Raw genomic sequence first — 23,906 nt, 5'->3', positions numbered from 1 at the left:
AAGTTGGGATCACATGAAGCTGTCTTTGAATCAGCTGTTCTGGCTGCTCGTAACGATGGAAATTGGCATGACTGCATTACTGGCTATCGGAGATGCCTTCAATGAAAGCGGCCAAGTGGCATGGTTATCGGTGTTTTTGGCTCTCCTGGCGAGCCTTGTCATCACCTACATATCCGTTAAATTGAGTTTATTGTATCCCGGAAAAACGTTTGATGAATTCGTATCCGATATTATCGGTAAGTGGCTCGGTAAAGTACTTTTCGTATTCTATCTTGTGATTTGGTTTGCAGTTGGGGGTATTATTCTTCGTGAGTACGCGGATTTCGTGTTTATGACACTTTTTTCCAAAACACCGATTTGGGTTATTATGATTATGATGGTCGTGATGATGGTCTACACCGTAAATGGTGGCATCCAAACTTTAGGACGTTGTAGTGAGATCATCGGCCCCTTCATCGTAGGAACCATCATCTTGATAACTTTATTTTTAACAAAGGATTTCCAGCCACATAGACTTTTACCATTAACCCCCATGAATGGTTTCAGCTCTTTAGTAAAAGGAAGCCTTGGGACGTTATCATTCCTTGGAGAGTCCATCGCAGTGTTGATGCTGATTGGATTTCTGCCTACGCAACGAAAAGTCACCGTTACAGCAATTGGTGGGGTTGCATTAGCTGGCATACTGCTTGTCGTAATGGCGGCAAGTACTTGTATGATTATTGGTCCGGTACTGCCAACTTATTTTATCTACCCCGTATATTCGATATGTCAATATGTGTCCGTTATGGAATTCATTCAAAATATTGACGTGCTCGCGGTGAACGTCCTAATCTTCAGCATCTTCATTAAGCTATCCATGTATTTGTTCATGACCAGTTATGGTACAGCCAAATTATTTGGAATTATAAGGTGGAGAAAGATGACAGGAATTGTCGCTGTCATTTTAATTCTAATTGCACTTTCTCCAAATAACATTGTGGTATCACAAATGTCATTCCCTATATTCTGGAAAAACGTTGTTCTCCCAATTTTCATCACCGGGTTACCGCTTCTTCTGCTAATTATTGCCGTCCTGAAACAGCGTAAACCTAACCTCCAGTAAATGTTTTTAACGTTGTGAAGTGCGCTCAATCTGGGCTTTCAGTGAATCTTCTTGGTGGAAAGCGCCCCCTCTACTGCCTAATTTCTCCACCTTCGTCAACAAAAACCGTTCTTCGATCATAGGCAAAACCGATCATCGCCGCACCGATCACAGCACACATCATATACATGAATGAATATGATGTGGCATCCGCAATCGGTCCCATAATGACGCCTCCCAGCGACACACCCAGATCAGCCGTTGCGATGTATAGACCTAGCGGCACGTTTCGGCTCGTCTGCGGCAAAACAAAACTCAAATACGTCGTTAACGCCGGATAGAGTAGCGCCTGTGCAATCCCCATCAGTACGGCGCCCGCATAGAAGAAAACGCCCCCGCCTTCAATGGCATAGCTTACGCATCCTGCTGCCATCGCCAAGATGAAAATAATACCCATCATAAAGAACGAATGCCACTTTCCGTCTGAGGGAATTTTCTTTCTCCATGCAAAGCGAGCCAAAACAACAACTCCGGCTTGGAGCATGAGATAGATGCCGGCACTCCCATATTTCATCTGTGCGGCATAAAGCGGCAGGAAATTCGTAATCGCCCCGAATACAGTTGAAGCGGTCACTATCAAGACGCTGCATTTAAACAGATAAGGATTTTTCATTAATTAACTAAAGGATTGAAGCACACCAAGTTTCTCCGTCTGATTGGCTGCAGGCCGCTTCCTCTCTTTATCCATACGTATGCTATAGCCAAACACATCTGTGACGATTGCAATAGTGATTATTTGTTTACCTTAAAAGAAGCGATTCAATATCTAACTCTATCTCATTTGGTTCCGTCGCAGTTTCGTATCTACCGTATACATCACCGTTTCGATCGATCAAAAACTTTGTGAAATTCCACTTGATCCCGTTACCAGAGTATATGTCCGGATACTTATCCTGTAAAAAATTATGCATCCATAGACCGCCCGAGGTCTGAGTATCGAAACCTTGAAATGGTGCTTGTTGAGTTAGATATTGAAATAGAGGATGAGCAGTGGGACCCCTAAGCTCCAATTTCTCAAATAGCGGAAACGACACTCCAAAGATACTCTTACAATATTCCTGTACATCGAAGTTACTCCCTGGCTCTTTCTCGTTAAATTGATTACATGGAAAACCGAGTATTTCAAGACCCTGCTCATGATGGCTTTCGTAAAGCATTTGAAGTCCTGCGAATTGGCGAGAATATCCACACCTACTGGCAGTATTGACAATAAGGAGGACTTTCCCCCGGAATATTGATAATTCAACCAGCTCACCGTTAATTGAGTTAACCTGAAAATCATAAATAGACATCAGACCACTCCCCCTCCAACTATGCTATTGTTAATAAATACATATTATAGCCACTAACAGTTATAGGTCTAATATATAATAGTTATTAACTTTATAGGAAAAACAAATATATGGTCCATATTCATTCACGATTATGCACCTATGTTTGTATCGTCGGATAACAGCTCTGCTCCCATAAGGAATCCCCCTTCGACATGAGTTCTGTTAAAGGGGGATTTCTTAATTGGAAATCGGCAATCGAATATCAATGACGGTGCCCTTGCCGACTTCACTCTGAACATTGACCGTGCCCGCGTGGTTTTCAATAATTTTTTTACTCACCATAAATCCTAATCCGGTTCCTTGCTCTTTGGTTGTGATAAATGGCTGCCCTAATTTCAAAAGAACGTCCGGAGGGATTCCGCAGCCTTCGTCGCTAAGGCGAATCAGCATAGCTTTCCGTTCCCATCGAAAAACGGTGAAGCGGAAATGATGACATTGATGTACTCTCCGTCCTTATGCAGCCGCCTCGTTTCAATTCCGCTTAGGGGCACACCGTTTCGTATCCGTTCGCATAATCGATTTGTTTCTTCAAGGTATTCAGACGGAATAAAAGGTAGCGACGCGATCTTCATGCCTACCAATGCTTCCTTCGGCCACCCGAACAGATCCTCAAACGATTTATTCATACTCTCGACTCGTTCATCGCTGTTGCAAATCAGGATGGCATCCGCATTATTTTCAATAAAAGACTCCAAATTGCATCGTTCTAGCGTTCAGTTCCTGTTAGGCTTGTTTTCTTGCAGAGATGTCACGGCAGATGCCAGTAATCCCGATCGTTCGTCCATCATGGTCCATCAGCGGGGACAGTGTAGCTTCCACGTCAAGCAGCTGGCCGTTTTTATGCTGCAGGATCGTTTCCAAGTCGACTACCGTTTCGCCATTTTTGATGCTTTGATGGAGGTGTTCCATCTGATCTTTGAGAACCCCCCGGAATCATCGGCAACTTTTGCCCCTTAATTTCACCAGCAGACCAACCGAACAGCGTTTCAAAGGCAGGGTTCACTTTTAAAATGGTATCTTGCTCATTAATCATCCAGATGGCGTCAGCATTATGTTGGATAAAGGATTCAAGTTGCATGGTCTTCACTTGAAGCTCTTGCTTGGTACGATTTCCGGAGGTCACATCCCGGCATATGCCTGTAATGCCTATGATCGTTCCATGATGATCACGAAGTGGCGATAACGTCGCCTCGGAATCCGGGATGATCGGCAGCTTGGACCCCTTAATCTCAGCGGCGGGCCAGCCAAACAGCATTTCAAAGGCAGGATTGACCTCTAAAAGCGTATCTTGCATATTCATCATCCATATCGCATCCGCATTATGTTCGAGGAACGATTCCAATTGAATCGTTTTGACTTTAAGCTCATTTGCGGCCCTGTTCGATTCTCTACTTGTTTCGCTAACCTCAGCAATAACAAAAAGAGGCTGTCGAGACTCGTCCCTGATGAGAGATAGCAGGATGGAAACCTGTAGGAGATCACACTGTTTGTGAACCATATGACTTTTCAAACTGGCGGAGTTCAGCGTGCCGTCTAGGCATTGAAGCCAAAACTCCCTCAGTGCAAAAAAGTCGTCTTCAGGCATGAATTCCTGAAAACTCCTGTTGATGATTTTCGGAATCAGATAAGCCCAAAATTTTACAAATCATAGGATTGGTTTGTAGGATTGTCCCCTCTATAGAGACGGAGGCCATACCTCGCGGCGAATAATGAAAAGCCTGCGCAACTAACGTGTGCGGTAATTGATCGGTGCCGGCTGCCTGTTCGTCAAAGGATAACGATTTCTACATTATAGAGACATTTTTGTAAAGAAATTATGTGAAACTTGAAATACTCGCTAGCTGAAAACCATTCAATTAATCAGTGGTTGGCTTCGTGTTCGGACGTTTCAAACTTGAAACAATGGTAATGCCAATCATCAGAACATAGGAAATGACACACCATATGCAGACCGCTTTTAGCACAAACACTTCAACTCCGCTTAAATAAGTTGAATAGCTGAAGCCTGCCCAAATATACAGTCTTGGAATTACAGGTTTTAACGCATACTCTCCTCTTCGGTATACGGCCATCAGCAGGATGAGGATACAATAATAAGAGATCCCCATCAAGGAAACCGGGAATGGCCCGATGTAGGCATACCTGCTGTTGTTCACGACACTACAATCGCCAATCGGACAAAAAAACTGGCTGGTGATTTTCGACCAGAATAAATACAAAGAGACCAACATCCCCGCAGCTGCCATGCTGATGATGAGAGTATTCCGCTGACGGGTCATATCATTTCTACCTTTTCCATGAATTTTTTGAAGTCCCTCACCCGATACCCGTTCATCCGCTCTATCACCCTGCCCTCTTCATCCACGGCATAGAAGACAGGCGTGATTTTCATCAGGAATTGTTCCTGCATCGCCTGATCGGCCGAGAGGATCGGAAACGAAAACTGCAGCTCATGCTTGACCCGACTGTATTCTTCCTTTCCTCCCACCCCCACCATTACAAGCGGAATGTCGGGATATAATTCATTCCACTTCTTGATGGTGGGATAGGAGCTTTTGCAGGATTCACAATCGATTTTGGCAATCATGGCAATGAATTTCTTTCCTTTGTATTGCTTCATATCCACCTGCCCGCCATCAACCTCTTCGCCGGAAACCAAGGGAATCATCTCCCCCTGTTTGATTCCACCTGTATCCGTAAACCATTCCGTGACCAGTGAAGCGTTATTCAGCACATATACGCCGGCTAATGGAATGAGAGCGGCGAGAACAAAAAGCAGCTTGATCACAACTTTCCGCATTTCTTTAACCCCCTCCTAGGTAGGCTGCAATTGTTTGTATAATGAGGCATAATAGCCTTCACCTGCCAGAAGCTCCTGATGGCTGCCCGCCTCCTTGATGCTACCGCCTTCCAGCACCAGGATCAGATCGGCATTGACTATGGTGCTATGGCGGTGCGCAATAACAATTCGAGTACACTGCAGTTTGGAAAGATTCTGTTCAACGGTTCTTTCGGTCAACATATCCAGCGCGCTTGTCGCTTCATCCAGCAAAATAATGGCGGGATTTCTGGTGAGAGCCCTGGCCAGCGCAATCCGCTGTCTCTGCCCGCCCGACAGATTCGTTCCCCCTTCGGAAATGAGCGTCTGATAGTTTAAAGGCATTTGCATAATCTCATCATGAATGCCTGCCATTTTGGCAACCTCCACGATCTGCTTGATCGTCAGTGTCGGATCATGAATTGCGATATTTTCGGCAATGGAGCGGTTGAAAATAAACGTATTTTGCATGACGACGCCAATTTGACTGCGCAGCGCAGGTTTATCCAGCAGGGTCAGGTTCTGGTCATCGAAAAAAACCTCGCCCTCCGTAGGCAGATAAAGCCCCAGCAGCAGCCCTGCCAATGTGCTTTTGCCGCTGCCGGATGCTCCTACGATCGCTATTTTTTGACCAGGATTAATCGTAACCGATACCTTCCGGATAACCTCGGGGCTCTCGGTATGATATCCGAAACTGACATTGCGCAGCTCTACCTTGCCCCTCAGAGTCGGCGGCTTCTGAACTTCGCTGTCATCCTGCTCAGCTTTGTATTCATGAATATCCAGAATACGGTTCAGATAGGCGCCCATGACGATCATTTGATTCAATGACGTGACAAGTGTCGTAAGCGGGGTAAGGAACGCAGCTGCCAGCGTGAAGAATGCGAACAGCTCGCCAAGCGTCATTTGATAGGAAATAACCTGTTTCGTCCCGATCCACAGGAGAACGAGAGGCGCCGCGAACCGCAATCCGTCGACAAGACTCTCCACATTTGCTTCCAGAATCCCCCTCTTCCGCACGCTCGCCAGCTGCTCCTTGTAAAGCTGTTCCCACCTTGCATAAGCAAGCTTTTCCATGCCACCCGCTTTGACATCCGTAATGCCCCGTATCGTTTCCACAAACGAATTGGATGCGAGCGTCTGCTTTAAAATTTGTTCCTGTGCAAGCAGCTTGATTTTATTCCTCGTCGCAAGGAGTATGATGACTTGGATCATGCCTGTCAAAACAACCCATCCCGTTAATGTGGGAGAGCGGTCCAGCATAAACAGCAGAAAAAACACGACCATTCCACCGTCAAGCAGCGCAGTTACAGTTCGGGTTGATAGGATATCCCGGAGCATCATATTGCTGTTCGCCCTGACAATCAGATCCCCGGTGGAACGCAGCTGAAAAAACTTGTAAGGCAAGCTCAGCATGCGATGAAAAAAAGTGCTCATTAAATTCCAGTCAAGATGATTTTGCAGGGTGACAAGCGTCCTGCTGCGCAGCAGCAGAAAAGCAAGATGAATGACGGACAGGCTGGCAAAGCCGATCCCGACCGCAGTCAGAATTCCAGTTTCCCGGGGGACAATCACCTCATCGATCAGAAACCGGATGGAAATGGGGGCGACAAGCGCAAGCATCTGGATCCACAAGGACCAGACGATGATTTTGGTCACGCTCGGGGTATGTCGACTGAGGAGCTTCATGTAGTCGATCCACAAAGGTCTTTTTTTGCGGTAAGCCAGCTTCTCCGTCGGACGGAGCACAAGTAGCGCACCGCTGTATTTTTCCTTGAACTCTGTTAGTGGAATGCTGCGCCTGCCGATCGCTGGATCCACAATAATAGCCCTGCTGCCTGTCAGTCGTTCCAGTACGACGAAATGGTTGTTCTCCCAGTGAAGAATGCACGGTTCGGCAAGTTTAGACCCTTTATCCACTTCGGTCCTTTGACCGTAAGCTTCAAGACCATAACCGCGGGCAATATTGCGCAAGGAAAGAAGATTTACCCCATCCCTTCCCGCGCCGCCCTTCTCGCGCAACTCAAGCAGGGGAACATAACAATGATAATAATCCAGAATCATCGCCAGGCAGCAGATCCCGCATTCCGAATGCTCCATTTGTTCAACGAACGGGACTCGTCTCCGTTTTCTCATCTTCCGACACTTCCTGTAGCAACTGGCGCTTCGGCCTGCTGCAGGGCGAGAATGGAAGGCAGTTCGGGATTGGACAGACGCAGCAACGCGTAGCCGATTCCCGCAAGTCCCACCATGAACCCTGGCGCGTCGCACTGAGCTGGAACATCACATTGCCATCCGTGCTTGCGCGCATGATCTAGAGACAGCGATGCCCGATGATAGACCTGTTCATAGAGGCTAGCATCATTCATGGCTTTTGCGCAGACGAGCAGGACATCAAGATTTCCCATATCCCCGTGACAGAGGCAGTTGCTTGTTCCCCGCCAACGTTTTAATGTGGTCTGAAGGGCAGTCTGGATCTCATTACGGATCTCTGCATCGTGGCGATATGGATTCACCAGGAGCCGGCTCAACAGAACTCCCGGTGCTCCGTGGCACCAAAAGACGGGATTCGCCGCTAAAGGCTCATCAGTCCGCAGATCCCTCCAGTTTCCTTCCAGCTTGTCAAATAAACTGCGTTCGTAGCAGATTGCTCCTGATGCCGCATCCATGTAACGCTCATCACCTGTCGCTGCGGCAAGCTGCGCTAAGGCAGCGGCATAACCGGACGCGCCATGCGAGAATCCGGCAAGCATCCGGTGGTACGTCAGACCTGTTCTCCACGCGATTCCAGATGCTGCCGCAACGCGATGTTTCAGCAGATGGTCGGCGCATTTCCTGGCGACAGCCAGAGCCTCAGGCTCGCCGGTTCGTTCATACAATCTAAGGCAGCCAAGCAGAATGCCGGCACTGCCCGACATTAAATCAAGCTTTTTGTCTTCCTCGATAAGCCGGTCGAAGCGAGGTAATAATTGAACAGCTGTTTCCAGCAGAGATGGATCCCCCATGAGAGGCGCCAGATGCGAGAAAGCATACAGGTAGGAAGCCAGGCCGTAGAATACGGAGCCGCCCGATACCGCGCCGGGGAATCTCAAAAATTCCAAACTTGTCTGAACCGCCCCTCTGGCTAATGTACGATAGTCATGGGCGCCTGTTTCCTGTGCCATATAAGCATAAAAAAGAGCCATCCCAAGCGTCCCGTTGTAGATACCCGAATCCATAGGTGCGTAACGCAGCATGCCGGATGAATCTCTTCCTGTTCCAATCCAGGTTGCGGAATCACGATTGTCTCCCCAAATTGCCGAAGCCGCCAGCCGGTCGGCAATTTCCATGGCTCCCGCTTTAAATGAATCGCGCCGGCATACGTCAATCTCATCCGAAGCTGCCAGACGATGAAAAGAAGGACTTTCCCAGCTTTTTAACAAGGTAAGCATAGAGGAGCGGATAATAGCGACCTGCCTCTTCCTGTCCTCTTCACCCAGCCGCCTGACCCTACCCATGGAAACCGACAAGCCGTCATTGGGGAAAAAGCCGCTGATTTTATTGCCTCTACTGTCCCATACATCCCGCGAATTCACGCTAGAAGAAAAGTAAGGAATATCATGCTCCAGCAAATCGGCACATTCGGAATGGACTGCTGCGGCTAAAACAGGTACCGTTTCCGCGATCCTCCACATAAAATCAAATAATTCGACTCTCGCCAGGCCGTTGACCAAATGACCCGGATGTAGCGAAGCCTGCAGCATCTGCCCATACACATCCGTGTTGCGCAGCAAAACTCTTACCTGGCAGAACGCAAAATTGGCTATGGGTCCGTCGGGTGAACCCATACTTTCCTGATGAGCGATTAAAAGATGGTACATATGGTTAAAACCTGCGATTATATCCTCGGTGTACGCTTCTGCTTTGACTTCGGTTCCCTCAAAAATGGGGCGGTTATTCCCGGTTTGAAAATGCGCTTGGTCGACCTTAACCAGCCGCATCTCATCGGTTCCTGGATTCTGGTACTGTATGGTCGTCGTCTTGAATAGCTGACCGGAAAAAGCCCCGATCCCGCTTGTCTCCAATCCCTCAAAAGAGCCAAAACGCAAGCGGTAGGAAGGAAGAAGTCCGGTTCTCAATACGGATTCCACCATCCAATCAGATGCCTTCTGCACCGCTGTATTAGAATTGACGCTGCTTTCTAGTGAAGCGCTGTATCGGTGAAATAACATTTCCAGATCCACGAGATAAGGAAATTCACCCGAGGCGATGACATTTTCATGGTGAAAATCCGCTCCCTGCAGCAAATACAATAGTGCTAAATATTGACCATGACGCTGGTAGAAACGGTTGATTTGACCGTCTGTGCTGCATGGCTGGTGTTGTATATATTCCGACCATCCATAATCATGTTTATTAACCACTTTCATGACTGGCAGCTGAGGCTGTGCTCCATGCCGGTTCACCCATTGCAGAAGCTCCTGAAACTTCTTATCGATGTCCAGCGATCTTGGTTTGTACAGCAAACGGGAGCCAGATGCGAAATGCAGGATAGTGACGCTTTTTCCCCCTTGATGCGTATCTCCGGATCGTTTGCACCCGACAATACATGAGAAATCCTTCAGCCAGAGCTGTTCGAGCTCCTCTTTATCCTTCTGGAATCTTTCCAGCAATTCAATAATATGCGCCGTATGTTTCTCGGTCAATTCGGTCAGCAGCCGCCCCAACACAGGGTATTTATGAAGGATGATAAGAATATCGGGATTAGCGCTTAAGCGATGTGCAACAAAATATTGAAAACGCTCCTCGGACGATTCCCCCTTCAGCTCGTGGGCTTGTTTGGCAAGATGCAGCTCCGCAATGAGGGTTCTGTCTGCAACCCGTGTGAGGGTCTGGCTGAGCGACGAGACTACATCCTCCAACAATGCACTGCGGTTGACGGGAGCGGATTGATCCTGCAAATCCCATTGCTGAAACCGGTCGAGCAGTCTCCGTCTCATCCATAAAAGGAATGGATGTATAAAAGAGGAGAACGGAAGGGTAGGCAAGCTTGCCGCCTCATCGCCCTGTTCCTCTTTCTGATTCAGAATAGCCTCAAGGGTTTCAGCCCATTTGGGCTGCTGCTTGAGCGTAAAATCCTTTGTATGATTAAGAACGGCGGCAAATTCCGCTTTATTCAGATTCTCTTTATTCAATCGGAGCGTGAACAGATCTTCCGGCACAAGCCCTGTACGCTTGCGCCACCGCTCTGTATTCTCGGAGTCAGTTGCTATTCCCTCATCTTTATCTTGGATTTCCCGTTCATGCAAATAAGCGGCATTTATGAATTTGCAATCTTTAATCATCATGCCAATTCTCCCTCTAATGACCAATTTGAAAAGACAGACAGGGGTTTCCCCCTGCCTTAATCATTCTATTAACCTTGACAAACGGCATTGCCGGTAAAATCAGTTCCGCATTGGTGAGTCATGCTGCAGTCCTGACATCTCATTCCGCCTGCGATTTCGGCTAATTCTTCATCAGACAGAAGATCGATTACGCTCGTCAGTTGTTCCATTTCTATCACCTCCTTTCATGCGTACCTGGTCATTTGCTTTGTTCTCCACTCACTTTGTTGTCACTTGCTATAAATTACCATCGAAAACGGTTTTCCGGTATTATACGATCGTATAAATAATTTCCGGATCCCCTTTACCGGTTGCGTATCGCAAACCCTTTTCGACAACACGTTCAGAAACTTGTCCCCCTCCAACCAATTTGTAATTGACCAGAATCAGGAATTGTGAAAAAATTGGCATAACTACAACCTAGGAGGTAAGACCCACGTGAAAAGGTTTCAATGGACTTCCATGTTCCTACTATTTCTGATCTTCACCCTGCTTCCTTTAGGCAACCTCGCCACTGCCAGCGGCGACGAAAGCTCCGAGATCACGGCGACGATTGACAGTCGCCCTATCTACTTTGACGTCTCCCCACAAAAAATTAACGGTCGAGTCATGGTTCCGCTCCGAGCCATTCTCGAGAGTCTAGGCGCGGAGGTAGGTTGGGAAGATGCTACCCAGACAGTCACAGGTACAAAGGATGGCATCGTCGTTACTCTTCGCCTGAACGATACGAAAGCTGAAGTCGACGGAAAATCCGTCCCGCTTGACGTCGCCGCGACCAAAATCGAAGGGAGAACTTTCGTCCCGGCACGGTTTGTCGCAGAAAGTTTCGGAGCCGACGTCCAATGGGACGAGAGTCGCAATCAAGTCATCATCAGTACGGGTGCTGCTGTGCCGGACGGTCGGTACTACTTCGTTTACAACAGCCTTCAGGTGACTGCCCAGGATCTGGCCTCGATTAAGTTGTTCATGAACAAGTTCAGGAGCACCTATAATGTTTTGCTAGACACGGCACAGTTCAAGACCGCGCCTCAATTGTACGACGCTCTGAAAGTAGAGCAGAAAAAACTCGGTGGAAAAGTCGCCGGGATTCAAATCTTCGGCTTGGCTAGCGACGTGCCTTCATTCACCTACGTCCACAAGATGAAGTTTTTCCCTGGCAACTTCGAGTGGAATGGAGTCGAGGAAAATAAGAATGATGTATACGTGTCCGACTTCCTTTATTCCAACTTCAAGAACGACAGCAAGTACCTGAACGACGTTTCCGTCTATGGAATTGTTCAGGAGAAGCTTCCGATCAACGTTATCCCAGAATGGCCCGTCTCCCGCCTTCTGCTGACGAAAGGCGAAATCGCCAAGTACATTGACAACTACGATGCCTACCACAAGCAGACTGTAGGAAAATCCGTTCCGACCGTTGCCGCTTCTGCCCCAGTCGAGTATCAAAAAGGGCTGGACACCGCCCAAGATGACCTTGCATTCTTCATAAAACGTTTAAAAGAAGATAAAGAATTTGGCCTCTTCAAGGATACCAATCAGCGCATCTATTATAAGGATCTGGCCTCGAACTTGGCTAAGGAGAATAAGATCGGAGTAATGGACCTTGTGGTGGGCAGCCGAGGGGACAGCGGTGGGGCTTCTTTGAAAAAGGATAGTATGGAGTATTTCTTCGACCGCCAAAGCGTCATCGGCTTGAACACAAACTACTATACGGCCTTCCTCTGGAACTTCGACGCCGCTGCGGGCCTGGACGCGGACAGCGTCGTCCATGACGGCCTAGCAAAGGGGAAAATGATCAACCCTATCGCCCATACCGTCCCTCAGTTCGGTAGAGGAGCCTATAATTACCTATGGCTTCCCGTCCCTACGCCAGAAGGCGAGACTGGCGACAACTGGAACGACTACGTCGTGGTCGACAAGGAGCATCTGGAGTGGGACAATCCGTACTTTTTTGTTTACAAATACTATGAAGCGATCGGTGACGGAAAGCCCCGCCTGCAAAGTTTCTTTGAGGCTGACGCTGCCTACGCCGCCTTGACCGTGGCCAACAAGAACACCCTCCGGAAACTGTCCGGAGTCGAAGGTTCGTATTCCGCGAACAGCTTCGAAATCCTGTTCTCTCTGCACTATCTCGGACTGGCCGACTATGAATAACAAAAAAGAAGAACTCTTGGATACTTTCCAAGGGTTCTTCTTTTTTCTGGGTACTGACGCCTAACTATCGTCTCTGAGGGAGTGCAGTCAACTGATTTTTCTACGCTCCCGATCCAACTGTTCACGTAAGGTCGTCAAGCTTTCGGACACAGTTTGATGAGCTGTGTCGATGACAATGTGATCTCGGTCCCAAGCATCGTACTGTCGGTTCCTGACCTTCTCCCACGTAGGTAGAACAATGCCGGGAATATCGGCTACACGCGTTTCGATTCGATGTCGATGTTCACGATCATCAGAGCAGACTACTTCGATTTCCACAAACGGAGTTTCAAGATTTTCCGCCACGTTGCGCCAAGCTTGGCGCGTTACTTGTATAGGATTGACTGTATCTGCTATCACGTCGAGGCCCAACCGGAGATTCTCCGATGCAATTGCATAACTTACGATGTAACCCGCAGGTCCATCTACCCAAGTTCCAGCATCCCGCATAGCCTGCTCCACGACATCAACCCGGAGATACGCGGCCTGTAACTCTCTAGCCAAAGCTGACGATAACGTGGACTTCCCGCTGCCTGGCAAGCCACTAAATATATATAGCATTAAACTCGCCTCCTTCAAAAAATAAAATGGATAACGATAATTGCTTTAGCACAATGACGGCTGCCCCGCGGAAGCCGTTCTATTCGCTTTGTCAAATATATAACTTTAAGAATTCGGTTTTGGCATCATATTCTCCTCCCCTAAAAAGATATCCATGAATGTATTCGTACTCGTATTCTCATCATTTTTTCATGTTAAGGATTTACAGTAAGGCGGTGCCTATAACATCTTATAAAGGAGAAAAAGTATGGAAAGAAATAAAACGAAAGCTTTGTTAAGTAAGGTACCGGAAGTCACTATTTATTTCTGGCTTATTAAAGTCTTGTGTACCACTGTTGGCGAAACCGCGGCTGATTTCCTTAACGTCAATCTCGGCTTCGGTCTGACGGGTACGTCCATTGTTATGGGTGCTCTATTATTCATCGCGATTTTCTTTCAGTTTAAAGCGACCAGATACATTCCTAGTCTGTATTGGTTAACCGTCGTGTTGATCAGCATCTTTGGAACACTCGTTACTGACAATTTGACAGATAGTATGGGCGTCCCACTTGAGTTAAGCACTGCCATTTTTAGTGTTTTCTTAATTCTTAGCTTTTCTTTATGGTATGCCCAAGAGAAAACGCTCTCGATCCACTCCATCTTTACGAAGCGAAGAGAAGCTTATTATTGGTTAACAATCCTTTTTACATTTGCACTTGGTACGGCTGCTGGGGACCTCATGGCAGAAAGCCTCGGACTCGGCTACCTTGTTACAGGACTCATTGTTTGTGCAGTCATTGCCTGCGTGATCATTGCCTGGCGTGTTGGTCTACATGCCGTGTTATCATTCTGGATTGCTTATATCATGACGCGTCCTTTAGGGGCTTCAATTGGGGACTTGCTTTCACAAACGCAAGATTTCGGTGGGTTAGGATTAGGTGCAACGTTAACAAGCATCATATTTCTTTTGGCCATCATACTGATCATCATTTTCCTTTCCATTTCGAAGCGAGATGTTGTCGCGCCTATATCAACAAAGCCGATGAATATGACAAAAGGTATTTCCGTCGTTAAGCAAGTCATTATAGTTGTGAGTGTACTGGTGATTGCAAGTGGAGCCGGCTATTATTGGCGTAGTATGAATCTCCAAGTTACGCTACCGCAAGGGGATCCAACTAACTCCGTTCAGCAAACCTCACCGCTTGGGGATTTGTCTAGTTTTAAGAAAATTGCGGAGGATACGCTTGGATTTGTGAATACAGGGAATAGTGCTGGAGCTAAATCACGCGTTGATGATTTGGAGCATACGTGGGATACTTCAGAAGCCAAGCTAAAACCTATGAACAAGAAGAAGTGGACCGAGGTTGATAATGCTATTGATAAAGTACTGAGGCAAGTACGAGCTGTACATCAAGATACAGAGGCATGCAAATCAGCACTAGAAGCACTGATAACTCTTACTAGCTAATACCAAAATAAAGGCTATCCCCGAGTCATTTCTGACTTTTCTAGGGATAGCCTTTTGTCTTAACCTAGTAACACTTACCGTTTCTTGTCATTCCATATACCTTGAATGGCAGATACGTCAGCTGTTGCGCCCAAATATGGCAGATGATATAAATCTTCTACAGTTCGCAAAACATTCAGATGCGTTATACGTTGGTCGATAGTGACAGGTTTGACCATGGCTCCTACGAAGATCGTCGGAATATGATTATCCTTTGAGGAATCATCCTCATCCCAAGTAAGTATAAGTAGACTATTATGGTTTTGAGCCCAAGTAACATAAGGACCAATGTTGGTTTTCAGCCAATCATCAGCGGATAGAATCGTTCCATCATGCATATCGTTATCCAAATTCGGTATGACAAATGAAACTGTTGGAAGTTTATTATAATCCGTTGGGAACTGTGAGAAAGGTAAATTACTTTCCTTTGCAACATTGGAGAAACTTACCCAAGGGCTATGTTTACGTCCGTATTGATGATTTGTACAAACAGTGGAACCAATCGCAGGTAAATCTTCCGAATAACCAGCAAATGAAAATCCTGCTTGCACCAGTTCACTTGCTAAATTTGGCGATTTAAACGAATGTCCGCAAGAGTCATCTTTTACACCCTGATTAGAGCCTGAGAATAGAACGAAGTAATTCGGTTGACTAGGATGGGCTACTGCATATGAATGTGTAAAAAATGCACCTTGCTTAGTCAATGCATTGATATAAGGTGCCGCTCGATTCCCAATCAAAGTTTCGTAAGAGTGATTTTCTTCAACTACAATGACGACATGATCAGGTTTAGATCCTTCAAAAGCTGGGACTGTAACTTTCGATTGCGGCGGAACTGTTGTTTCCGGATTCGCCGCGGGAGATTGCTTTGGAGTAACGATTTCCGTTTGAAGTGGCTGACTGGAGCTTCCTGGAGCTCTAGATGGCGAACTAATGGAATTCGCATCTAGAGACAGCTTCGTTGCCACGGGTTCACTTGTGACCGAATTAGAGCATGCTGTCACCACGAAAAGGAAAGAAATGATGATTGCAACTGTTACTTTCATGCTCTAATTTTCTTGCGCCAAACTTTCGATTCCACGATTTCATATCCATGAATGAGCACCTTTAAAAACTTAAGAGCTTTTTCAGATCGTAAGAATAACTGATTCACGAGCAAAGCGGTTAAGACGCCAATCACTGCACCGCTAATGATATCAGATGGATAGTGCACGCCAGTCCAAATTCTGGAGAAGGCAATACTTGCAGCTAATAGGAGCCAAATATAACCGGATCTCCGACTGAATATCCAGATGGATGTGGCGATAACAAAGGCTGCTGTTGCATGATCACTTGGGAATGAGGCATTTGCTGGATGCGGAATTAATTGCAATACAGCATGTGTAACAAAGGGGCGATCCCTATAGAAAAAATGACCCAATATACCACTGATTGCTAATGCGATGGAAGCGGAAAATAATGACTGTGCAACCATACGACGATGCTTTTCTTGTCTTGTAAACCAGTACATAACAACGCCGATATCAAATACATACTCTGCTTTTGAAGCTAAGATCTTCATAAGTGGATTTAAAACAGAAAAGTTATTTCCTAATTGATTAATCGCCTGAAATACATGATAGTCTATCTCTGTGAAGCTCATCATCATCATCCTTTAGTTAGTGTAAATGCACCTATATGAGCATTTACATTAACTTTACAAGATGAAGATGAGAAGAAAATGAGAAGTATTAACCCCGCCCCATTTCTTTCTTCACTTATAACAGCAAGCATGTATTTTACAACTAGTCAATACGTTTTTGCTCATCAACCTCTCATCGATTTCTAATAATCGTTCTATAAGCAGGAATACACCTTGTTTTTCGTCATGTTTGGTAATCTCTAGGTGTCTCTAGATCTGCTAAGGTTATCACAGGTGATTGATACCTAAAACACGATCTTCAAGGAGGATACCAATCATGACTAACAACATGAATAAGAACCGCCTTACCAAATCGCTTTTAGGAATTACACTTAGTTTATCCTTATTTGCATCAGCTAACCTTATAATGACGACTCAATCTGCACATGCCGCGAGCGCCACGACAGTAAATACTGTTTCAACTAAAGCAACCAATATTATTGCTACAGGTAAACAATATCTAGGTGTAAAATATGTATATGGTACTCAGAAGGGCCGTACAAACGCCTTCGATTGCTCATCTTTTACGCAGTTCGTATTTGGCAAGTACGGGATTACACTTCCTCGTTCTTCTAAAGAACAATCACAAGTTGGCGCTTATGTCCCTAGAAATCAGCTTAAGCCAGGAGATCTTGTTTTCTTCTATTCGCCTATTCATCATGTTGGTATTTATATGGGGAACGGGAAGGTTCTTCATACCTACGGCAGTCCGGGCGTAACGGTATCAGATATGAATTCTGGTTGGTGGAGCAAGCATTACAAGACAGCACGCCGTGTAATTCAATGAATCTTGCCCTTTGGCGTAACGAAATAGCTATGATTTCATAGGTAAGCAATTAGGACACCCAAACCGGGTGTCCTAATTGCTTACCATATTATTCTTCAGGCAACTGTTTTAACTCATCCAAAGCCTTTTCAATATCCTCTTTGAGGCTTGGATCCAGGTATTGGGGTGTGGAACGTTTGACCGGTGACTGAAAACGCTGCATGGCTTCCAATTCTGCCTCGATTAACATTATTTTTTCCTCAGCACGTGCAAAACCTTTTGTAACATTCTCAGTCTGAAAAGAAACTACGCTTTGCGACATCTCCTTTAACGAGCTAGCTACATTCGCACGCGAAGCTAATAATAAACGGCGATGATTAAACTCTTCCGATTGAACAAGTAATTGAGCAATTCTCTCCTCGAGCAAACTTGTTTGCTCTTGAATCGTTGCATATTGTGATTTATATGTTGCCAGTTTTTTCTCTTGCAACAGTTTTTCCTGGATGGCCAACTTTGCAATCTGATCTTCACCTTGTTTTACAGCAAGTCTTGATTGACGATCCCTTTTTTCGATTTGCGTTTCTGTTTCGGCGATTAGCGCGGCTTGCCTTCTTTCTATAAACAACTGATTTGCCAATGCTTTTTGCCCTTTTGCAAGCTCCACATCGAATTCTCTCATATACTGATTTACCATATTGATTGGTTGCTCACATTTATCTAACATGCCATTTGTTTCAGCTAAGAATAGCTCCTTTACTCTTCTTAAGATACCCATTTTAGTTCGTCTCCTTTGAGTTAATTAGATTATTTTCCCATTGGTCCAAGAAATCTGAAGTTGGAAGTATGGCATGCGTGCTATTTGATTTAAGCAATTTACTATTTCTTTTTCTTCCTCTCACAATCCAATATAACAATCCAGCTGCAAGAACTGTTCCTCCAACTGCCATGCCTGCTTTCATCCCATCATCATGGTGCTCATGGCCCGCTTCTCGCAGTCCTTTGTCATGTTCTGAAGAAACATGTCCACTTATCGGTTTCTCATTACTTTTCGGAATAAACTGTTGTGCGCTTTGTTTAACGTGATTAAAAGCAGCTTCTCTGTGCTCTGGACTTACCATCTCAGCTGCCGCGGCAGCACTTGCTCCAATTACTCCAGCTATAAGAGCTATAAGAAGCACTTTTTTAACCCATCGCTTACGTGGTTTCAAGTAGCATCAACCCTTTCATTTTCACTGTTTTCCTTGCTCTTGTTTTCACAAGAGTAACTATAACTTCTAAAAGTAAAAGTACGGTAAAAGAAAAATAAAAACGCCCTTCTCTTTAAAAAGAGAAAGGGCGCAGCTTAGTCCTCGTTAGAAAATTTCACTGTAAAGGTACTTCCTTGATTTATAACGCTCTCAACTTCAATGGTGCCTTGATGGGCTTCAACGATCCATTTTGCAATTGATAATCCAAGACCAGCACTGCCTTCCTCGCGCGAACGGTGCTTTTCAACTCTATAGAATCGATCAAATATTCGCTGTCTCTCATCTACAGGTATACCAACACCCGAATCTTGAACAGAAATACTCCAATACTTTGACTGCTGGGTAACAAATAGATCTACCCTCCCCTTAACTGGCGTGTATTTAATGGCATTATCCAGGAGGATATACACCAATTGCTTTATACGTTCAAGATCACCTTTAACAACGAGCGCATTAGGCACATGAATGTCTAAAACAATCTCCTTCTGTTTAGCAATGGCATCAAATGCCTGTACCCACTGACGGATCCTTGGAACGACATCAAACAACACCATCTCAAATTGGACTGAGCCTGAATCAGAACGCGCTAACAACAATAAATGTTGTACCATACGACTCATTCGTTCCACTTCTTCTTTCATATCAATAACGACTTCTTTCGTCATTGGTGTGAAATCATTTCCATTTTCCATTTCAATTACGTCGATCGAAGTGTTCATTATGCTTAACGGAGTCCGAAGCTCATGTGAAACATCCGCAAGAAATTGCTGCTGTTGCCGATACGAATGCTGTATGGGGATCATAGCCTTTTTAGACATCGATAAGCTTAGCCATACTGCAATCATACAAAAAAGCACAAGGATACAAATTAACACAACCAAAAGATTCTGGAATACTTCTACATAAAAAGTCACATCTTTGGCAACATAAATAAATCCGTTCTGGCCATCTCCTAGGATTGTTGGACGCGCCCCAATGAATAGCAACTTGTCTCTATCCCCTTTTTTACCCTCATGATGATTGTGAGGGATAGACAACCATTTTAAATGAAACTCATCTTTTTGGGGTTGCCACTTTTCAATAGTTTCCAGATTATAACTGAAGTCGCTAGTAAAGGCTTCACTACTTTCTAATACATTCCCTTCAGTCGTCGTTAAATAGTAAAAATATAGTTCCTCATTACCTGAATTAGTTAAATCAGGAATCAATGGCTTACCATTCTCAGTCGCATAGAGTGTATTCCGAATCGTTTGACGTTGTTCTCTATAAGCCATGCCAACAAAGAAGACGGATACAATCATTGAGAACAGTACTAAGAATAATATCATTAGCCATGTATAAGAAATGGTTAATTTTCGTTCCGTTTGAACGAATACATCGCCTTTCTTAAATAATCTAATTTTCAAATCGATAACCCACCCCCCTGATGCTATGAATCAACGGTTGATCAAGATCAGATTCCAATTTATCTCGGAGCATCTTGACCGTTACATCTACATTTTTATAAGATACATCACTTCCGACACCCCAGATACGGTCTAAAATAACTTCCCGAGTTAATACATTCCCGGTGTTTTGAAGAAACAAATCAAGAAGCTGATATTCTCTTTGACTAAGGAAAACTTCTTCATTATTCCGAAATAATTGATGAGAGCTCCGATTTAAAGAAAATACTCTAAACGTCGCTACATCCGAATGAATCGGTGCAAAATTTCGTCTTAACAATGTACGGAGACGTGCAAGTAATTCGTCCATTTCAAATGGTTTGGTTATGTAATCATCTGCCCCAGCATCCAAGCCGACAATTTTGTCTTGTAACGTATCTTTCGCAGTTAACAGCAAAATTGCTTTATAATACCTATCAGATCTCAATTTCTTACATACATTGATCCCATCCATTAAGGGCATCATCCAATCTACAACCAGCACATCATAGGAAGACCCTTCCGCGTAAGCTAAAGCATCTTCTCCATTTCGTACCCAATCCACTTGATATCCACCCTTATTCTCAAGAACATATTTAATAAGCTTGCCAAGTTTAGGATCATCTTCTGCAAGTAAAATATTCACAATATTCACCGCCACAATGGAATAATGTCAAAATAACACACCATACTGTATGCCTTCAAGTTGTTAAGACTTCATTATACAGAGTGCAGTTTAAATGACAAGATTAGAAAAATTTAAATTTAGCTTCTACGCTCTCCCCCATGTCCCTCAGCTGAATTTGAATATGATACCTAGAAAGTTCAGAAGAAAAACACGTCGAGGGCGTAGAAAAGATATATGCGACGAAAATTTCTAAGTAAGAGGTGCTGAAATGAATAAATCAAGAACGGTTGGCAGCAAATGGGTCAAAACGAAGGTTCTATTACAAAACAAAGAACTTCGTAAATTTGTTCCGGAAACACGAATTTACAATCAATCGAATCTTTTTCAAATGTTAAATAAGTACAAAATGGTTTATGTCAAACCCATCAATGGCTCTTTCGGACAAGGTGTTATTCGTGTGAAAAAAAACCACAAATACACTTTTCAGTCTGGTAAAACAGCCAGATCATTTGAAACATTTCAAGGCTTATTCACCGCTCTAAACAAAGCAAAATTAAAAAAATCCTATCTTGTACAGCAAGGTATTCATCTCTTAACCTATCAGAAGCGAATTTTTGATACGCGTATTATGGTTCAAAAAACCCCGCATAAAAAATGGGAAGCCACAGGTTACATTGGAAGAGTTGCCCATCCCCGCAAGATCGTGACGAACTTTCATAACAGCGGAAAACCGTTGCCTTTAGAAGTATTGCTTGGTTCCTATATAAACGGACAGAAGAAAAAAGAGTATATCCATAGATTGAGGAACTTGGGGTATCGCATTGCAAAGCATTATCATAAAAGTTATCCCGGATTTAAAGAAATTGGTGTTGATATCGGAATCGATAAAACTTTAAAACCATGGGTGCTTGAAGTTAACACAGCGCCTGATCCTTTTATTTTCAATCAATTAAAAGATAAAAAGATGTTCTTCAAAGTTCTACGTTATGCCCGAGAAAATGGCCGGTTCATACGTGTAAAACGAAAGTAATGTACCGCGGCAGCACAACCGACTTTTATCATGCATATGATGAGATGCGGTCAATCTCCGTATTTAAAAGCGTTAACCGGAAAAGAGTGGTATTTCATGCCATGCAAAATACTCGTCATCGAAGATGAAGAGAAAATTGCACGACTTCTTCAGTTGGAGCTTATGCATGCAGGTTATTTAGTCGAGTTAGCTTTAGATGGTTCAGACGGCTAAGAGAAAGCATTGAAGGATAATTGGAATCTTATACTGCTTGATATTTTATTGCCTGGCATAAATGGTTTCGAATTCCTAACATCCTTTCGTAAAATTAATACGGAAACGCCTATTATTGTGCTAACAGCCTGCAGCGCTCCCACTGATATTGTGGCTGGACTTGACCTAGGCGGGCACGACTATGTCACGAAACCATTTCATGTGGAGGAACTATTAGCTCGTATTCGCGCTTGCATTCGCAATCAGAGTCGGTCTTTTGAGCCTACACTAGAAATCGAAAAAAACGTACCTTTCATTTATTCATTGAAAGAAACTATCGTAAATCTCAGAACAAGAGAGGTTCTACAGAACGGTGTTAAGATTAATTTAACTCCTAAAGAATTTCAACTTCTCCTATATTTAATAGAGCATCCGAACGAAATTCTTACTCGGAAAAAAATTCTAAACGAAGTATGGGGGTACATTTTCTTGGGAAATTCAAATATTGTGGATGTCTACATCCGCTATCTCCGTAAAAAGTTGAATTCCTCCTTCCCCAATATTCGAACGATCCGAGGCGTTGGCTACATTTTGGAAATTTAATAACATGAAAATTAAAACAAAAGCCGCTTTACTGTTATTCGTCTGGTTAATTGCAATTCTGTTGCCTATTATTTTTGTGATTTACCACTTTTATGCGCGGTTCGAAAAAGAGGAAGAAATGGAGAATTTGCAGGCTGCTGCAAATGAAATAGTACAAAATATACATCCTTCTGATCTGCTTAATAAGAATAATTCGAGCTTAGTTTTAAGCAATTATCTTTCAAATCACACAATGATTCGTGTCTTAGACAAGACATCAACGGTGAGAAACCAAGTTTCTGACCGGTTTGAATTAATGGATATCCCTCCTAAATACTCGGAAATTAAAGAATTTTACTTCGATACGTATCTTCAGCAAAAGATCTTGATTGTTCGCACCCCTATTCGAAATGGGACTGAAATCATCGGAACTCTGGAGGTCATATCGGAACCGATCGAATTAGAACAAAGCTTGTATCACTTATTCATCATCATCGGATATGTTGCTTTCGGGGCAATACTCATTTCAATTTCGGGGAGTTTTTTATTATCTAGACTGCTATTCTTACCTCTTTCACGGATGATAAAAATCATGAAAGAAATTGAAACGAGTGTCGAATTTAGAAAACTCCCGCTAAATCGAAAATCAAAAGATGAACTGTATGAGTTGTCTGATACATTTAATCATATGATGGAGCGAATCGAATCTAGTGTACAGAAACAAAGACAGTTTATTTCCGATGCTTCCCATGAATTCAAGACCTCACTCACAATTATTGAAGGCTATACGTCACTCCTTCAAAGATGGGGATTAGAGAACATTGATCTTCAAAGGGAAGCTATTGATGCCGTTCATAAAGAAAGTATCCGTATGAGGCAGGTTACGTATCAAATGCTCGAGTTGGCGGAATTAGAACAGGAAGCTAAGCTTTTGATTAGCGGCTTTGATCTTGTATCACTCTGTAAAGAGACGATCCAGCTTCTTCAGCCCCTCTCAAGTAAAAAGATTTTTCTTTATCCCTCCGTTCAACCTATTCAGATAGAAGCCGACCGATTTCAAATCAAACAGGTACTGTTAATTATCCTGGATAATGCATTAAAATATGCGAATCAAAGCATTAACATTCAACTTGAAAATCTAGATCCTCATCTATGCATCCATATAATTGATGACGGAAAAGGCATTCCTACTGAAGAATTACCTTTCGTCTTCGAACGGTTTTATCGCGTTGACCGTTCAAGAAACAGACAAACGGGCGGATCTGGTTTGGGTTTAGCTATTGCAAAGTCAATTGTCACTCTTCACAATGGGAACATCCAAATTAATAGCGAACAGAATAAGGGAACCGTAGTAAACATTTCTCTTCCTATGAGAAAACCCTTCAACTTTAATGAAAGTTGAAGGGTTTTTCAAATACTTAATCTTCTTTACGATAAAGTATTGTTTCGCGACTCAAACT

At 44.1% G+C, this 23,906-nt stretch carries 21 protein-coding genes and 4 pseudogenes; 7 read left to right on the top strand and 18 right to left on the bottom strand.

The window, feature by feature from the left end; genetic code table 11:
• Window positions 1–13 precede the first annotated feature (13 nt).
• A complete protein-coding gene (locus tag EJQ19_RS04370) occupies window positions 14–1,102 on the top strand; it encodes a GerAB/ArcD/ProY family transporter (protein ID WP_126139978.1) in 1,089 nt (362 codons plus the stop codon).
• Window positions 1,103–1,172: 70 nt separating this feature from the next.
• On the opposite strand, the pseudogene cntE reads toward EJQ19_RS04370, so the two are convergent.
• From cntE to EJQ19_RS31710, 11 genes and pseudogenes are all read right to left on the bottom strand, one after another.
• Window positions 1,173–1,877 (bottom strand): annotated as a pseudogene (gene cntE, locus EJQ19_RS04365) (staphylopine family metallophore export MFS transporter CntE); the annotation flags it as partial.
• 4 nt (window positions 1,878–1,881) lie between these two features.
• On the bottom strand, window positions 1,882–2,433 hold the full coding sequence (locus EJQ19_RS04360; RefSeq protein ID WP_126139976.1) for a glutathione peroxidase: 552 nt from the start codon (window positions 2,431–2,433) through the stop codon (window positions 1,882–1,884).
• Window positions 2,434–2,652: 219 nt separating this feature from the next.
• Window positions 2,653–2,883: pseudogene (locus EJQ19_RS04355) on the bottom strand (ATP-binding protein); the annotation flags it as partial.
• Window positions 2,859–3,170, bottom strand: coding sequence for a PAS domain-containing protein (locus EJQ19_RS33010; protein WP_126139974.1), 312 nt, complete (start codon window positions 3,168–3,170; stop codon window positions 2,859–2,861). The pseudogene EJQ19_RS04355 and the gene EJQ19_RS33010, both read right to left, overlap by 25 nt.
• Window positions 3,171–3,261: 91 nt before the next feature.
• Window positions 3,262–3,973: pseudogene (locus EJQ19_RS04340) on the bottom strand (PAS domain-containing protein); the annotation flags it as partial.
• A gap of 79 nt (window positions 3,974–4,052) precedes the next feature.
• A pseudogene (locus EJQ19_RS33005) lies at window positions 4,053–4,187 on the bottom strand (hypothetical protein); the annotation flags it as partial.
• 144 nt (window positions 4,188–4,331) lie between these two features.
• Window positions 4,332–4,754, bottom strand: coding sequence for a vitamin K epoxide reductase family protein (locus tag EJQ19_RS04330; protein WP_126139970.1), 423 nt, complete (start codon window positions 4,752–4,754; stop codon window positions 4,332–4,334).
• Window positions 4,751–5,275 carry a TlpA family protein disulfide reductase gene (locus tag EJQ19_RS04325; RefSeq protein ID WP_126139969.1) on the bottom strand — a complete coding sequence of 175 codons (525 nt, stop codon included), beginning with the start codon at window positions 5,273–5,275 and terminating at the stop codon, window positions 4,751–4,753. Before EJQ19_RS04325 ends, EJQ19_RS04330 begins: the two co-directional genes overlap by 4 nt.
• Before the next feature lie 15 nt (window positions 5,276–5,290).
• The gene (locus tag EJQ19_RS04320; RefSeq protein WP_126139968.1) at window positions 5,291–7,429 is read right to left on the bottom strand and encodes a peptidase domain-containing ABC transporter; all 2,139 of its coding nucleotides are present in this window, start codon (window positions 7,427–7,429) and stop codon (window positions 5,291–5,293) included.
• Window positions 7,426–10,494: a type 2 lanthipeptide synthetase LanM family protein gene (locus EJQ19_RS04315; RefSeq protein ID WP_164716311.1), complete on the bottom strand. Its 3,069-nt coding sequence runs from the start codon at window positions 10,492–10,494 to the stop codon at window positions 7,426–7,428. Before EJQ19_RS04315 ends, EJQ19_RS04320 begins: the two co-directional genes overlap by 4 nt.
• A gap of 194 nt (window positions 10,495–10,688) precedes the next feature.
• Window positions 10,689–10,829, bottom strand: coding sequence for a hypothetical protein (locus EJQ19_RS31710; RefSeq protein WP_164716310.1), 141 nt, complete (start codon window positions 10,827–10,829; stop codon window positions 10,689–10,691).
• A gap of 268 nt (window positions 10,830–11,097) precedes the next feature.
• Between EJQ19_RS31710 and EJQ19_RS04310 the strand changes: the two genes are divergently transcribed.
• The gene (locus EJQ19_RS04310) at window positions 11,098–12,810 is read left to right on the top strand and encodes a copper amine oxidase N-terminal domain-containing protein (protein ID WP_126139966.1); all 1,713 of its coding nucleotides are present in this window, start codon (window positions 11,098–11,100) and stop codon (window positions 12,808–12,810) included.
• Window positions 12,811–12,897: 87 nt separating this feature from the next.
• Here EJQ19_RS04310 and EJQ19_RS04305 read toward each other — a convergent pair whose 3' ends face one another.
• Window positions 12,898–13,410: a P-loop nucleotide/nucleoside kinase family protein gene (locus EJQ19_RS04305; protein ID WP_126139965.1), complete on the bottom strand. Its 513-nt coding sequence runs from the start codon at window positions 13,408–13,410 to the stop codon at window positions 12,898–12,900.
• 247 nt (window positions 13,411–13,657) lie between these two features.
• Between EJQ19_RS04305 and EJQ19_RS04300 the strand changes: the two genes are divergently transcribed.
• Window positions 13,658–14,857 (top strand): COG4705 family protein, encoded by a 1,200-nt coding sequence (locus tag EJQ19_RS04300; protein WP_126139964.1) that lies wholly within the window; start codon window positions 13,658–13,660, stop codon window positions 14,855–14,857.
• Window positions 14,858–14,931: 74 nt separating this feature from the next.
• Here the strand turns inward: EJQ19_RS04300 and EJQ19_RS04295 are convergent, their stop codons facing one another.
• Together EJQ19_RS04295 and EJQ19_RS04290 are read right to left on the bottom strand one after the other, a co-directional pair.
• Window positions 14,932–15,942, bottom strand: a complete 1,011-nt coding sequence (locus tag EJQ19_RS04295; RefSeq protein WP_126139963.1) for an alkaline phosphatase family protein — start codon at window positions 15,940–15,942, stop codon at window positions 14,932–14,934.
• Entirely contained in the window at window positions 15,939–16,538 is a 600-nt protein-coding gene (locus EJQ19_RS04290; protein ID WP_126139962.1) for an undecaprenyl-diphosphatase, read from the bottom strand. Before EJQ19_RS04290 ends, EJQ19_RS04295 begins: the two co-directional genes overlap by 4 nt.
• A gap of 316 nt (window positions 16,539–16,854) precedes the next feature.
• On the opposite strand from EJQ19_RS04290, the gene EJQ19_RS04285 reads away from it, so the two are divergent.
• Window positions 16,855–17,364, top strand: coding sequence for a C40 family peptidase (locus tag EJQ19_RS04285; protein WP_241242726.1), 510 nt, complete (start codon window positions 16,855–16,857; stop codon window positions 17,362–17,364).
• 88 nt (window positions 17,365–17,452) lie between these two features.
• On the opposite strand, the gene EJQ19_RS04280 is transcribed toward EJQ19_RS04285, so the two are convergent.
• The 4 genes from EJQ19_RS04280 to EJQ19_RS04265 all read right to left on the bottom strand — a co-directional run bounded on the left by EJQ19_RS04280 (window position 17,453) and on the right by EJQ19_RS04265 (window position 20,660).
• Window positions 17,453–18,118, bottom strand: a complete 666-nt coding sequence (locus EJQ19_RS04280; protein WP_126139961.1) for a PspA/IM30 family protein — start codon at window positions 18,116–18,118, stop codon at window positions 17,453–17,455.
• Window position 18,119: 1 nt separating this feature from the next.
• Complete coding sequence (locus tag EJQ19_RS04275) at window positions 18,120–18,551, bottom strand: hypothetical protein (RefSeq protein ID WP_126139960.1); 432 nt, start codon at window positions 18,549–18,551, stop codon at window positions 18,120–18,122.
• Between the two features lie 134 nt (window positions 18,552–18,685).
• Window positions 18,686–19,996 carry a sensor histidine kinase gene (locus EJQ19_RS04270; protein ID WP_241242725.1) on the bottom strand — a complete coding sequence of 437 codons (1,311 nt, stop codon included), beginning with the start codon at window positions 19,994–19,996 and terminating at the stop codon, window positions 18,686–18,688.
• On the bottom strand, window positions 19,986–20,660 hold the full coding sequence (locus tag EJQ19_RS04265; protein WP_126139959.1) for a response regulator transcription factor: 675 nt from the start codon (window positions 20,658–20,660) through the stop codon (window positions 19,986–19,988). The genes EJQ19_RS04270 and EJQ19_RS04265 overlap by 11 nt, the downstream gene beginning before the upstream one ends.
• A 250-nt stretch (window positions 20,661–20,910) precedes the next feature.
• Between EJQ19_RS04265 and EJQ19_RS04260 the strand changes: the two genes are divergently transcribed.
• The 3 genes from EJQ19_RS04260 (at window position 20,911) to EJQ19_RS04250 (ending at window position 23,848) form a co-directional block, all read left to right on the top strand.
• A complete protein-coding gene (locus EJQ19_RS04260; protein WP_126139958.1) occupies window positions 20,911–21,672 on the top strand; it encodes a YheC/YheD family protein in 762 nt (253 codons plus the stop codon).
• Window positions 21,673–21,894: 222 nt separating this feature from the next.
• Entirely contained in the window at window positions 21,895–22,467 is a 573-nt protein-coding gene (locus EJQ19_RS04255) for a response regulator transcription factor (RefSeq protein WP_277600921.1), read from the top strand.
• 4 nt (window positions 22,468–22,471) lie between these two features.
• A complete protein-coding gene (locus tag EJQ19_RS04250) occupies window positions 22,472–23,848 on the top strand; it encodes a sensor histidine kinase (RefSeq protein WP_126139957.1) in 1,377 nt (458 codons plus the stop codon).
• The last annotated feature ends 58 nt before the right edge of the window (window positions 23,849–23,906 follow it).

The sequence above is a fragment of the Paenibacillus whitsoniae genome (genome assembly GCF_003955665.1).
Lineage (GTDB): Bacteria > Bacillota > Bacilli > Paenibacillales > NBRC-103111 > Paenibacillus_E > Paenibacillus_E whitsoniae.
The sequence above is the reverse complement of the archived record's forward strand: the minus strand, read 5'-3'. Positions and strand labels throughout refer to the sequence as shown.

Excerpts from the sequence above, each read along its gene's own strand:
- EJQ19_RS04370 (WP_126139978.1), top strand. The coding sequence starts at position 14 with ATGAAGCTGTCTTTGAATCAGCTGTTCTGGCTGCTCGTAACGATGGAA.
- EJQ19_RS04360 (WP_126139976.1), bottom strand. The coding sequence starts at position 2,433 with ATGTCTATTTATGATTTTCAGGTTAACTCAATTAACGGTGAGCTGGTT.
- EJQ19_RS04330 (WP_126139970.1), bottom strand. The coding sequence starts at position 4,754 with ATGACCCGTCAGCGGAATACTCTCATCATCAGCATGGCAGCTGCGGGG.
- EJQ19_RS04325 (WP_126139969.1), bottom strand. The coding sequence starts at position 5,275 with ATGCGGAAAGTTGTGATCAAGCTGCTTTTTGTTCTCGCCGCTCTCATT.
- EJQ19_RS04320 (WP_126139968.1), bottom strand. The coding sequence starts at position 7,429 with ATGAGAAAACGGAGACGAGTCCCGTTCGTTGAACAAATGGAGCATTCG.
- EJQ19_RS31710 (WP_164716310.1), bottom strand. The coding sequence starts at position 10,829 with ATGGAACAACTGACGAGCGTAATCGATCTTCTGTCTGATGAAGAATTA.
- EJQ19_RS04305 (WP_126139965.1), bottom strand. The coding sequence starts at position 13,410 with ATGCTATATATATTTAGTGGCTTGCCAGGCAGCGGGAAGTCCACGTTA.
- EJQ19_RS04300 (WP_126139964.1), top strand. The coding sequence starts at position 13,658 with ATGGAAAGAAATAAAACGAAAGCTTTGTTAAGTAAGGTACCGGAAGTC.
- EJQ19_RS04295 (WP_126139963.1), bottom strand. The coding sequence starts at position 15,942 with ATGAAAGTAACAGTTGCAATCATCATTTCTTTCCTTTTCGTGGTGACA.
- EJQ19_RS04290 (WP_126139962.1), bottom strand. The coding sequence starts at position 16,538 with ATGAGCTTCACAGAGATAGACTATCATGTATTTCAGGCGATTAATCAA.
- EJQ19_RS04285 (WP_241242726.1), top strand. The coding sequence starts at position 16,855 with ATGACTAACAACATGAATAAGAACCGCCTTACCAAATCGCTTTTAGGA.
- EJQ19_RS04280 (WP_126139961.1), bottom strand. The coding sequence starts at position 18,118 with ATGGGTATCTTAAGAAGAGTAAAGGAGCTATTCTTAGCTGAAACAAAT.
- EJQ19_RS04260 (WP_126139958.1), top strand. The coding sequence starts at position 20,911 with ATGAATAAATCAAGAACGGTTGGCAGCAAATGGGTCAAAACGAAGGTT.
- EJQ19_RS04250 (WP_126139957.1), top strand. The coding sequence starts at position 22,472 with ATGAAAATTAAAACAAAAGCCGCTTTACTGTTATTCGTCTGGTTAATT.